Origin of the sequence: Anaerotardibacter muris, assembly GCF_943192915.1 — a bacterium.
In the GTDB taxonomy this organism is placed as follows: domain Bacteria; phylum Actinomycetota; class Coriobacteriia; order Coriobacteriales; family Eggerthellaceae; genus Anaerotardibacter; species Anaerotardibacter muris.
In genome coordinates this window covers 241173-253055 of sequence record NZ_CALPCD010000001.1, presented here as the reverse complement: position 1 = coordinate 253055, position 11883 = coordinate 241173, and the positions used below count along the sequence as shown (strand labels likewise).

General features: G+C 55.4%; 10 protein-coding genes. 7 read left to right on the top strand and 3 right to left on the bottom strand.

Going from position 1 to position 11883, the window contains the following annotated elements; all coding sequences use genetic code 11:
• The first annotated feature begins 132 nt into the window (after positions 1–132).
• The 5 genes from NFR25_RS00880 to NFR25_RS00860 all read left to right on the top strand — a co-directional run bounded on the left by NFR25_RS00880 (position 133) and on the right by NFR25_RS00860 (position 3638).
• On the top strand, positions 133–498 hold the full coding sequence (locus NFR25_RS00880; protein ID WP_251197365.1) for a histidine triad nucleotide-binding protein: 366 nt from the start codon (positions 133–135) through the stop codon (positions 496–498).
• Between the two features lie 18 nt (positions 499–516).
• Positions 517–894: a VOC family protein gene (locus tag NFR25_RS00875; protein ID WP_251197364.1), complete on the top strand. Its 378-nt coding sequence runs from the start codon at positions 517–519 to the stop codon at positions 892–894.
• An 11-nt stretch (positions 895–905) separates the two neighbouring features.
• Complete coding sequence (locus NFR25_RS00870; RefSeq protein WP_251197363.1) at positions 906–1796, top strand: phosphatase PAP2 family protein; 891 nt, start codon at positions 906–908, stop codon at positions 1794–1796.
• A 114-nt stretch (positions 1797–1910) separates the two neighbouring features.
• Positions 1911–2384 carry a large conductance mechanosensitive channel protein MscL gene (mscL, locus tag NFR25_RS00865; RefSeq protein WP_251197362.1) on the top strand — a complete coding sequence of 158 codons (474 nt, stop codon included), beginning with the start codon at positions 1911–1913 and terminating at the stop codon, positions 2382–2384.
• Positions 2385–3056: 672 nt separating this feature from the next.
• A complete protein-coding gene (locus tag NFR25_RS00860) occupies positions 3057–3638 on the top strand; it encodes a C40 family peptidase (protein WP_251197361.1) in 582 nt (193 codons plus the stop codon).
• Positions 3639–3729: 91 nt separating this feature from the next.
• Here NFR25_RS00860 and NFR25_RS00855 read toward each other — a convergent pair whose 3' ends face one another.
• Both NFR25_RS00855 and NFR25_RS00850 read right to left on the bottom strand, forming a co-directional pair.
• Complete coding sequence (locus tag NFR25_RS00855; protein ID WP_251197360.1) at positions 3730–4269, bottom strand: rubrerythrin family protein; 540 nt, start codon at positions 4267–4269, stop codon at positions 3730–3732.
• A gap of 107 nt (positions 4270–4376) precedes the next feature.
• Positions 4377–7364 carry a response regulator gene (locus tag NFR25_RS00850; protein WP_251197359.1) on the bottom strand — a complete coding sequence of 996 codons (2988 nt, stop codon included), beginning with the start codon at positions 7362–7364 and terminating at the stop codon, positions 4377–4379.
• A 409-nt stretch (positions 7365–7773) separates the two neighbouring features.
• On the opposite strand from NFR25_RS00850, the gene NFR25_RS00845 reads away from it, so the two are divergent.
• Together NFR25_RS00845 and NFR25_RS00840 are read left to right on the top strand one after the other, a co-directional pair.
• Positions 7774–8889 (top strand): sugar ABC transporter substrate-binding protein, encoded by a 1116-nt coding sequence (locus tag NFR25_RS00845; protein WP_251197358.1) that lies wholly within the window; start codon positions 7774–7776, stop codon positions 8887–8889.
• Between the two features lie 20 nt (positions 8890–8909).
• A complete protein-coding gene (locus NFR25_RS00840) occupies positions 8910–10829 on the top strand; it encodes a fructose-1,6-bisphosphatase (RefSeq protein ID WP_251197357.1) in 1920 nt (639 codons plus the stop codon).
• Between the two features lie 103 nt (positions 10830–10932).
• Here NFR25_RS00840 and NFR25_RS00835 read toward each other — a convergent pair whose 3' ends face one another.
• Entirely contained in the window at positions 10933–11709 is a 777-nt protein-coding gene (locus NFR25_RS00835; RefSeq protein WP_251197356.1) for a transposase, read from the bottom strand.
• Between the last annotated feature and the right edge of the window lie 174 nt (positions 11710–11883).

Sequence of the window (11883 nt, the reverse complement as noted above, 5' to 3'; positions counted from 1 at the left end):
CTGTCCATACCGCCAACCCCAAGCAGGGGAGCGCCCAAATTTACCCCTCGAGCTGCGCAGCCGCAGAGCGCCGGCGTTTCACGATATAATGAAGGAGCGCACCCGCGCCAACCAAAAAAGAAAGAGGAAAAAATGGCTGATGATTGCCTGTTTTGCAAGATCGTAGCGGGGGATATCCCTTCCAAGAAGGTCTACGAAGACGATATCTGCTACGCCTTCGATGACATCGAACCCGAAGCTCCTGTGCATACCTTGGTCGTGCCCAAGCAGCACTTCGAGAATCTCAACGATGGCGTCGATGCTGAAACGCTTGGCCACATGCTCAGCGTTATCCCTGAGATTGCAAAGATCAAGGGCGTCTACGAATCTGGCTACCGCGTCAACATCAACACCGGCCCCGATTCCGCCTCTACGGTGCCTCACCTGCACCTTCACATCATGGGCGGCATCAAGATGGGCCGCGCGACCTTCGAAGAATCCTTCCGCCTCGAAGACTAGTTTCGCGAAAGGAACCCCATGACCATCAAAGGCAAATGCGTTCATCGCTGCACCCACGTGCTCGACCTCGATAAAACGCTCGATTTCTACGAACGCGCCCTCGGCCTTACCGAAACACGTCGCATGGGCCCCGATGACGGTTCGTGGATCATCGTCTTCATCTCGAACGATACTACGCCTTTCGAGATCGAGCTGACCTGGAACGAAGGCCGTACCGAGCCCTATGACAACGGCGGCCGCGACACCCACCTGGCTTTTCGCGTGCCTGACATGCAGGCCGCGCGCAAGCTCCACGACGAAATGGGCTGCGTCGTCCACGATAATCCCACTATGGGCCTTTACTTCATCGCCGATCCCGACGGCTGCTGGCTCGAGATCCTCCCGCTCGAAGATTGACGAAATCCGAAGTGCCCGAAACCAAAAATAGCGAAGAACCCCTCGTCACCGCGGAAGCGTTTGAGGAAGCCAGCACGCACACTACTGCGGCTGCACCCACGGCTATGCACGCGCATCCGCGATCCCGCCCAGCAGGCCGCCGACCGCGCCCTGCATCTCAGGCACCCACTCCAGCTCAACAGCAGGCTGCCTCCCTCGCGCGTTCCGCATCGCGCCGCGCTCGCATCAAGCGCGCAACATCCCGCCTTCCGCGCTACGACGTGCGCATGGCCTGGTACAAGAGCCGCTGGCCCGTGATCCTCTTCTTGCTGCAATTCGCCCTCGTTGCTCTTGCGGTGGCCGACAACCTCCCCGTCGTCGACATCTTCAACACCGCCATCACTGGCGCCGTCCAAGGGCTGCGCGGAAATCTCGACCCGCTCATCGTCGCGCTCACCACGCTGGGCGACGTCCCCTACATGGCGGCGATATGCCTGGTCGTGGGCCTTATCCTGCTCATATTCCGCCGTTGGAGCAGCCTGGTATTCTTCATCGTGAATGTCCTGCTCGCAGTAGGATTCGCTCACGCGCTGAAGTTCATCTTCGCCATCCCGCGCCCCAGCGCCGAAACGCTCGTTGCGCTCCCATCGAGCTATTCGTTCCCTTCCGCGCATAGCCTCACTTCGATGGTGGTGCTCGGGCTCGTTGGCTTGCTCATCTTCCGCGCGCTCTATCGAAAAGGTGCCCAAGCAGACCACGCCGCCATTCCTGGTATCCTGCTGGTCATCTTGGCGCTCTTCATCGGCGTTTCTCGCATCTACGTGGGCGTTCATTGGCCCAGCGATGTCCTTGCTGGCTGGTTGCTTGCTGGCGCATGGCTCTCTTTCGCCTCCGCGCTCTATGTTTACGAACCCAAGAAATAGCAACCGAATTATTTCCGATCGGCAACAGCTCGCACACCCAAGCGTGATACTGCCTCACAATTGCTATGCTCGAAGAGTAAGAAGAGCATCCTATTGACTGTGAGGGCAGTAAACATGAAGTTCATCAGCGAATTCAAAGAGTTCATCAGCCGCGGAAGCGTTATGGATATGGCCGTCGGCATCATCATCGGCGCTGCGTTCACAGCCATCGTCACCTCGTTCGTTTCCGATATCGTCCAGCCGTTCATCGTGCTGGTATCGGGTGGCGGCACAGGCGTTTCAGGCCTGGTCATTCCTGTTGAAGGCACCGAAAATGGTATCGATTTCGGCGCATTCATCAGTGCCATCATCAACTTCCTCATCATCGCTTTCGTGGTATTCATGCTCATCAAGGGCATCAATAAGCTCCACGATGCAGGCGGAGTGCTCAAGAAGAAGATGGGCAAGGACGGTGTGGAAGTTATCGAAAAGGAACCCACATGCCCCTTCTGCCTGGAGACAGTGAACGAAGGCGCTACCCGCTGCCCCCATTGCGCAGCCGAGCTCCCCGAGCCCGCAGCCTTCACCGAAGAGGTCATCACCGACTAGCCGGGGACGGATTCAATTCTGTCCCGGACAAAAAGGGGACAGGTTCAACAAGCCTCAACCCAGCCCCAACTCCCAACCAACCTCACCCGAAAGCCCGCCCAAGCGGGCTTTCGCATACCCCGCACACGCCGCGTGCGGCTGCAAGATCCCTCAAAACCAAATGTGGCGAACCTGTGAACTCCTGACCGTTCACAGCGCAAAACCCACCACTCCACTCTGACCAGCACATTTGTGCCTCCTTGCGCACCGCACCCCCAACATGTTGCGCTTTTTCTCCACCACCCCCAAAATCTCGGACCAAACGTGAAGTTCCTGTGAATTCGCCGTGATATTCGGAAGGATTTCGCGCAAAGAAACGATGGAGAAAAGTTCGATTCCTTGCATGAAACCCCGCACACTCGTAGCCTAATAAGTCCGACAGGCACCGCCCTGATAGCGGATCGACCGTTCGAGAATGAGCGCAGTGGCTCTTCGCCGCTGCGCTTTCATTTCGCGAAAGCAGGCAAACGCAGCGTAACCGACCCCGCCGCTTTCATCGAAGTCGACCGCATGTATCGTCCGAGCGGTCTTCTTGGACGCAGTGCCCGTCAAGCGCGAGTTCGCTCGCGCGGCATGCTTGTTGTTCGCAAGACCACGCGAAATGCGCCCGCGGACCTGTTATAAGGACATTGTTTGATAGTAGAAACGTTGCGCCAAAAAGCGCTGCCGGCCCTCATCGGCCTCGCAGTCGCCCTTTCAGTGATGATGCCCGCCATCGCATTCGCTGACGAAGAGCCTCAACCTTCCGAAGCCTTCGAATCGATGTTGGTCGACCTCCAGGCACAAGCACAGGCACAAGCTCAGCCCGATCTGCCCACTGCCGCGGTTCTTGACCATTGCGAAACCTTCGCTCAGCAGGCAAATTCCATGCTCCTGGTCGAACAGGCTCTGTCACTCAAAGGATCGCCCTACGCCTACGGCGGCACCACCCCTCGCGGATTCGATTGCTCTGGTTTCACCCAGTATTGCTTCCGAAACGCGCTCGGCATCGAGCTTCCGCGCACCGCAGCTGCACAAGCAGCTCTTGGTGAATCGGTATCGATGGACGAACTGCAGCCAGGCGACCTGCTCTTCTGGGGATCAGGTTCGGGCGTTTACCATGTAGGCATCTACGTTGAAGACGGAACCTACATTCACGCAGCGGGATCTGGCAAGGGAGTGCGCGTCCAGACCATGGACTATTTCCACCCTACCTTCGCCAAGCGAGTCTGCTAAGAGCAGCCACCGAATTCCCAGCTGAATAGCAACAATAAAAAAGGACCCTTGCCATCGCGAGGGTCCTTTCATTTGTCTTTGAAGACTTGGATTAGTAGTTGGTCGCGCGAATCTCGAAGTGGCTCTGCGGATGGGCGCAGACCGGGCACTTCAGCGGAGCTTCCTTGCCCACATGCAGATGACCGCAAACGGTGCAGTACCAAACCTGTGCCTCTTCGCGCTTGAACACTTCGTCATTCTTGATGCGCTCAGAGAGCACCTCGAAGCGCTCTTCATGAGAAGCCTCGATCTTCGCCAAGCCTTCGAAGAAATCGCCCAGCTCACTGAAGCCCTCCGCACGAGCAACCTCTGCGAACTTCGGATACTGGTCGTCAGCCTCGAAATGCTCCGAACCAGCAGCAGCCTTCAGGCCCTCTACCACATGAGGCACCTCGTCACCGTGCAACTTCTTGAACAGAAGCTTTGCGTGATGCAGCTCGTTACCTGCGGTTTCTGCGAAGATATCCGAGATCTGCACATAGCCGTCCTTGCGCGCCTGCTGGCCGTAGAACGTGTACTGAACATAAGCGAGCGCCTCAGCATTCAGCGCGGTCTCGATGTTCTTCCAAGACTGAGAATCTTTAAGTTCCATGGGGTGCCCCTTCCTAAAATTTCCGTTGCTCTTGATTATACGGTGAAATTCTCGCGAACGAAAACGCTCTGCCCCTTGTCATCAATCCGTAAACCGGTCCTCAGCCGCTACTTGTTCAAGTACTTATCCACGGTCGCGAGCACCACCTTGAAGTCCAGCGGCTTCGCGAAGTGATCGTTCATGCCCGCCGCACTCGTCTTGCGCACATCATCCACGAACGCATTCGCCGTCATCGCGAAGATCGGCAGTTGTTCGAAGTCGGTGTCCTCGCGCTCCAGCGCACGGATGGCGCGCGTCGCCTCAAGGCCATCCATCTCGGGCATCTGCATGTCCATGAACACGCAATCGTAATATCCTGGCTCATGGCTCTTCACCATATCAAGCGCCTCCTGGCCATTCGACGCATGCTCGATCTCTAGCCCAGTCATAGCCATGAACGCGGTAACCACTTCGGCATTCAGCTCGTTGTCTTCAGCCAGCAGCGCGCGCTTGCCAGAGAAGTCCACTTGATCTGCCGAATGGATCAGCCCACGCGAACCCGCGCCGCTCGCACCGCACGAACCCAGTTCGCACGCCGCCGCGCCATCAGCATCCCCGCCTACGATCTGCGAGAAAAGTTGGCTCAAATGCGACTTGAACAGCGGCTTCGAGACGAAGTAGCTCGCACCTGCTTCACGTGCTTCATCCTCGATCTCGCTCCAGTCGTAAGCCGATATCACGATGATCGGGATCTCTTCACCCACGCGCTCGCGAATAGCGCGGATGGTCTCGATACCATCCATCTCGGGCATGATCCAGTCGATGATGGCAACGAAATAATCGTCTTCTGTGCCATTCACCTGCGCTAAGTGCTCCACCGCCTCGCGTCCGCTGGTCAGATAATGGCACTGCATGCCCATATCCGCCAAGATCAGCGCGGTCGATTCGCACACGTCCTCGTCGTCATCGACCATCAGCACGCGCAGGTCTTCGAACTCACGCTCATCGCGCTTGCCTTCAGCCACACGCAAGAACACGGTAACGGTGAACATCGAACCCTTGCCAACTTCGCTTTCCACGGTGATATCGCCATTCATCATGCGCGCGATGGAAAGCGCAATGGCCATACCAAGGCCCGTGCCCTGTTCCTTGGCAACTTTCTTGTCGTCCTCACGCGAAAACGCCTCGAACAGATGCGGCAAGTATTCCGGGCTCATGCCCTTGCCGTTGTCCTTCACGATGAATTCGAAGTGCGCGAACGTGCCGCCCTTCTTCGACTTCTCCACCAGCGTGATGTCGATCTGGCCGCCTACCTGCGTATACTTGATAGCATTGCTCACCAAGTTCGTGAACACTTGCTGCAGGCGCGTACGGTCGCCGATCACATCTTCGTGCACCACATCGATGGCGCGCGCATACAGGTGCTGGCGCTTCGCATCGGCCTGTGGCTTATTGATATTGATCAGGTCGTAGAGCATGTCCGAAAGGTTGAATTCTTCCTCAGAAAGCTCGATGCGCCCCGACTCGATCTTCGAAACATCCAAGATCTCGTTGATCAGCGCAAGCAGGTGTTGGCCCGAAGAAGAGATCTTCGACAAGCAATCCATCACACGATTCTTGTCATCGATGTTGGCCGCCGCAATAGCGGTCATGCCGATGACCGCGTTAAGCGGCGTACGGATATCGTGGCTCATGCTCGAAAGGAAGTCGGTCTTCGCCGCGCTCGCATTGTCCGCCACACGCAGCGCCTCCTCCAGGGCAGCACGCGTGTCAGCCTGCTCCTTGTTGAACTCCTTCACGCGGCGGCGGTATTGGATGAAGACTATTATGATGGTCGCGATGATCAGTACGCCTGTCACGAACAGCTCCAGCGAGAACTCCCTCAGCACGTCGAGCAGCGAAAACGGCGTGCGGGCATAAGAGCTGCGGATCATCGCGTTGGTCACCAGCGAGTCATCGATCTGTGCCACGGTGTCCTGCATGATCACGGCCAGCATCGCGTTGTTGCGCGCCACGGCGAACGAAAAGCCTTCGCTCGTATCCAAATAGGCGGTGTTGAAGTTGCTGTAATCGGAATTCTCCGCCATGAACAGCTGCATCACGCTGGCGCTGCCGATGGTCGAAGTTGCCTCGCCCTGCAGCACCGCCTCGAACGCGCCCCCGCGCGTGCTATACGCCAGAAGCTCCGAGTTCGGATAGTATTCCTCCATGTAGGTCTGCTGCGCGATGGCTGCCTTGCTCAGCGCCACGCGGCTGAAGATGCTGTCGCTGTATTCGCCCGTGTACGCGATCATGATGCGATCCTCTAGCAGCGGGTCGGTCTGATACATATCCGAACTCTCGCTGGTCGACAGGTCGGAATATACGGGGAATATCACGTCAACTTCACCAGTGATCAGCGCATTCGCCATCTCCACGCGACCGTTGAAGCCCACCGGCTCGATGGGGATGCGCAAATGCTCCTCCAGCACGGGGATCACCGCACCGATCACACCTTCAGGGTTGCCCTCGTCATCCTGCGAAGAAATGGGCGGATTGCTGGTCAGATAACCCAACTTCAGCGAACCTTTTTCGGTCAGCCATGCGTATTCTTCATTGGTCAGGGAGGTCACAACATTGTTCTGACCATAATATTTCTGCCAATTCTCAAGCTGGAATTTAGGATTGTTGGCTATCATCGCTGCGTTCGCCTGGTTGAGCGTTGCCAGCAGGTCAGGGCGATTCTTGTTCACCGCAAAATAACGCGGCTCACCTTCAAGCCCCATGGAGAAATCAGAGAACAACAGTTCGCCCTCCAGGCGCTCGGTCTTATAAACGCCTGCCACCAGGTCTATTTCGCCACGCTCCAGCGCGTCGATGGCTTCGGAGCGCGTCATGTATTCGTATTCGTAATTCCAGTTCGCATAGGGAGCAAGTTCTTGCAGGTAGTCGTAGGCATAGCCAGTCTTACGCGCCGAATCGGAAAAGCCGTTCTGGAACGACGAATCACCTCGATAAAAGCCCACGGTGATGGTCTCGCGGCCTTCATCGGAAAGCTCGATACGCTCTACTTCCTGCGTCCCGCCTGGTTCCGCAGTTGCCTGTGAGGTCCAATTGCCTGCAAACCCTAACGCCAAGACCGCTACTAATATAAGAGCAACAATGGCGAACTTCCCGTGAACGAATGGGAAACGGGCAGCGGGGGAATGAACGAACTGGGCTCGGACAGATTGAGTGCGGGCGGTACGAGAGCGCGCGAATTGGGCTCGGGCAGATTGAGAGTGGGCGGTTCGAGAGCGCGCGAATTGGGCGCGCGACCCTTTTTGCCCAGTAGTTTGTTGCCCGGTAGCTTGCGCATGCGAGCCACTGCGAGATGACGTGTTCTTGATACCGCGACGAAGAGGCGATCTGCTCATCAAAACATCCTTCAGAACGGGAATAAACGAAAAATACGTGTACCTTCAAGAATAGCTATCTGATATATAAAAAGTAAGGTATCATCTCGAATTGGCAAAAAGTTTGTCGAAGAGAGCAGGAGTATCCAAGGTGAACACGGAAAACGCTTTCGAAAACATCACCGCGAATGCGTCTGTTCCTGCGCCCATTTCCACCCCTCTCAGTGCAGCCTGTAACGTACACGCTAACAGTGCACATGTCGGCGGCGCTTGCATCCCTAGTTCACATGCTTGCAGCGTACGTGCCAACAACGCACGCTCTCACGGCGCGCGCGTCCTCGCGGTCATCATCGCTGCGATACTGCTCGTTTTCGCCTGCTTTGCAACGGGCTGTTCGAGTGGCAGCGAAGAGAAGACCAAGAGCGAATACATCTTCGTTTGCCCCATCACCGAAAACGTCTATTGGCAAGATTGCATCCGTGGCATCAATGATGCTGACCAGGCCTTCGACGTGAACACTACGGTCATCGGTCCCGAAACCGCTGATAATTTCATCGAAGAGCTGCCAGGTTACATGCAGCAAGCGATCGACGAAAAGCCTGATGGGATTCTGGTCTATGCGGGCATTCCTGAGGTTGCAGACCTTATCGATGTGGCCATGGAGCAGGATATCCCCGTCATGACCGTCGACGCGGACGCGCCCAACACCAGCCGCATCTCCTACATCGGCACCGATCTCTACGAAATGGGCTTCACCTGCGGCGAGACCATGGTCGAGCTTACGGGCGGCCAGGGCAAGATCGCCTACATCGATACGTCCTCGAATATGGAGAACGAACAGTACGTCTACTCCGCATTCAAGGATGCCATCCATGATTACTCGATGCCCATCGTTGCCGAAGCTGAAGGTGGCAATTCTGCCGAAAAAGCCACCGAGGCAGCCAAGCACATCCTGCTGCAATACCCTGATCTAGCAGGCATCTTTGCTACTGGTGGCGAGAATATCACTGGCATCGGCATCGCTTGTGAAGAACTCGATCGCACCGATGTTGTGGCCATCGGATTGGAAGATAGCGACATGAACCTCGCGCTCCTGCGCGCGAATAGCATCAACGTTCTCTTCGCCCAAAATCCTTATCAGATGGGGTATCAGGCGGTGAAGCTGCTCAAGTCCTATACCGATGATGAAGGCAGCGTGAAAGAGACGGTCAGCACGGGCGTGGTGAAGATCACGCCAGACAACGTTGATTCTTATCGAAATCAGTAAGCCCCGAACAGGGAGAATACATGCAAGAAGCAGAACGCAAATACCTCGAAGCGCTTTCGATGCGCTATCCAACTCCTACCGATGCAGCGCTCGAGATGGCCTCTCTTACGGCCGAGCTCAGCATGCCCAAGGAAACGGAATTCTTCGTGTCCGACATCCACGGTGAACATGCCGCGTTCTCTCACATCTTGCGCAATGCTTCGGGAAACATCCGCACGCTCATCGATGCGGTCTTCGGCGACGAACTTTCCGCAGAAGAGAAGGCCTCTTTGGCATCGCTGGTCTATTATCCAGCCCAAAGAACCGCGATCGAGCTGAAAGCAACGGCCGATCAGCGTCTTTGGTGCGCTTCAGCGCTCGATATGCTCATCCGTTTGGCTGGTCCGCTGGCGCTACGCCACACGCAGCAGCGCGTCATCGATGCTACTCCAGCGCGCTATGCCAGCCTTGTTCAAGCGCTCTTGTTCCACGACGCAGCGCATCCCGAAGGTGACACGTACTTCAACACGCTGGTCGCAGCCATCATCGAAGCTGGTCAGGCACCCGATTTCATCGTGGTGTTGGCTGAGCTCATCCAGCATTTGGCCGTTGATCACTTGCACATGCTCGGCGATGTCTACGACCGCGGCACATACCCCGATCGCATCATGGAAGAGCTCATGAACTTCCCTTCCATCGACATCCAGTGGGGCAACCACGATGTGGTTTGGATGGGTGCGGCGCTGGGCCAATGGGGCTGCATCGCTCATGTGGTACGCAATTGCGCGCGCTACGGCAACCTTTCTATCCTCGAAGATTCCTATGGTATCAACTTGCGCCCGCTTGCTGAATTCGCTCAGCGCACGTATGGCGAAGACCCTTGCGTCGGTTATGCCTTGAAGGGCGATCCGGGTCTTTCCGAAGCCGAACATGCGCTCAACGTGAAGATCCAAAAAGCCATGGCTATTCTGCAATTCAAGGTAGAAGCCCAGCTCATTGCCGAAAATCCTTCTTTTGGTCTTGAGTCGCGCAACTTGCTGCATACCATCGATTTCAATACGGGAACCATCGTGCTCGATGGCACGGAATATCCTATCGTCGACATGGTCATGCCCACGGTCGATCCTGCCGACCCCTATAGGCTCACCCCTGAAGAAGACCAGGTCATGCATGCGCTCGAGGCGGCATTCGTGGGGTGCGAGAAGCTCCAGCGTCATATGGCATTCCTGCTCGAAGTGGGCAGTCTCTACACTATTTATAATGGTAATTTGCTCTTCCACGCCTGCGTGCCGCTGAATCCCGATGGCACGCTTAAGGAAGTCGAGGTCTTCGGTGAGACCTACAAAGGTCGTGCGCTCTTCGACGTCTTCGACCACTACGTGCGCGAAGCTTTCACCAGCACTGATCCTGTCATGCGCAAGCGCGGCAAGGACCTTATCTGGTACATGTGGCTTGGCGAAGGGTCTCCGCTGTTCGCGAAGTCGAAGATGGCTACGTTCGAAATCTACATGATCGCCGACAAAGCTGCACGCAAAGAGGTGAAGAATTCCTTCTATTCGCTCTTCGACCAGCGCGAAGTCTTCGATGAGATGTTCAGGGATTTCGGCCTCGACCCCCAGACCGCTCACATCGTCTGCGGCCACGTTCCCGTGAAGGTGAAGGATGGGGAAGACCCGGTGAAATGCGATGGCAAGGTGTTTACCATCGACGGAGGCTATTCCAGCGCCTATCAGGGCACTACTGGTATCGCTGGCTTCACGCTCATCTATAACTCCTATGGTTATTTCCTCGACGCTCACCAGCCCATTTCTTCAACGAAGGACGCTATCGAACAGCGCCTGGACATCTTCTCTGATCGCCGCGTTATCAAAGAAGCGCCTGAGCAGATCCCCGTAGCCGATACCGACCGCGGCGCCCTGCTCCGCGACCAGATCTTCTCCCTAAAAGCTTTATGCGAGTAGACAAATTGGGGGCGTAGCCCTTTTTGTCCACAACCCTCGTTCGTCATGATCGGGGGTTTTCTTTTGTAGACAAAAAGGGCTACGCCCCCAATTTGTCTACTCACTACTTGTACTGCTTCACGATTCTCGAGATCAAACTTCTTGAGATACCCGTGAGCTTCTCAACCTGTCGCATGGTCATTCCTGCTCTTACAAGAGACAAGAGCGCGGCGTCTCTGTCATGCTTTTTCATCCCCCGCACATCAGTGATGGATGCCGGCGCCAAAAGCAGATTGGCTGACTTGGTTACAGAATCAAAGACGCTGGATTTCCTTTGACGCTTTTCGATCTCATGGAGGTCATGATGATCGAATTTGTTATGGAACTGCACGAAAGCACGTATATCTCCAAACAGATCAATGACCCATGACTGCATAGCTCGTAGCGAATCAGAATGCGATAAATAGGCATTGTAGCTTGACCATCGATAAGAGCAACTGCTTGTAATGCCTGCTTTAACAGGGTTTTGATGTATGTAGCGCAGTACGGTGCGCAGGTACTCATCGCTATCAACAGGTTCGCTTTTGAAACGCCCCTGGAATAGGATGCCAACACGCTCATAGCGCGAATTGAAAAACCGGGCATAATTTGAGCTTAGTTGCTGCATGAATCGGGAAAGATCGATGATGGGCGCTTTTATAAGAAGATGCACGTGATTGCTCATAAGACACCACGCAATCAGCTCAACAGTCTCAAATTCGCTTACATATTTATAGAGGTAGCTAAGATAGCGCTTCCTATCAGCATCATCTTCGAAGATGATCTGCTTGCCAACACCTCGGGATATAACGTGATAGATATCTGATTCCGCAATGCGTGCACTGCGAATAGGTTTGCTCATCTGCATTCCATTCTTTTGACTTGGACATATGTCTCCATTCTGGACAATGCATCTCAATATAATTCGAACTTTCTCTGAACTCGAACTCACGTTTTACTACTGTAGACAAAAAGGGCTACGCCCCCAATTTGTCTACAGCATGCGCTTGCTCATATGGCGAATCAAGCCTAAGGT

What these genes read in the sequence shown, in the direction of transcription:
- NFR25_RS00875 (WP_251197364.1), top strand. Translation starts at nt 517, where the DNA reads ATGACCATCAAAGGCAAATGCGTTCATCGCTGCACCCACGTGCTCGAC.
- NFR25_RS00855 (WP_251197360.1), bottom strand. Translation starts at nt 4,269, where the DNA reads ATGGAACTTAAAGATTCTCAGTCTTGGAAGAACATCGAGACCGCGCTG.
- mscL (WP_251197362.1), top strand. Translation starts at nt 1,911, where the DNA reads ATGAAGTTCATCAGCGAATTCAAAGAGTTCATCAGCCGCGGAAGCGTT.
- NFR25_RS00835 (WP_251197356.1), bottom strand. Translation starts at nt 11,709, where the DNA reads ATGAGCAAACCTATTCGCAGTGCACGCATTGCGGAATCAGATATCTAT.
- NFR25_RS00840 (WP_251197357.1), top strand. Translation starts at nt 8,910, where the DNA reads ATGCAAGAAGCAGAACGCAAATACCTCGAAGCGCTTTCGATGCGCTAT.
- NFR25_RS00880 (WP_251197365.1), top strand. Translation starts at nt 133, where the DNA reads ATGGCTGATGATTGCCTGTTTTGCAAGATCGTAGCGGGGGATATCCCT.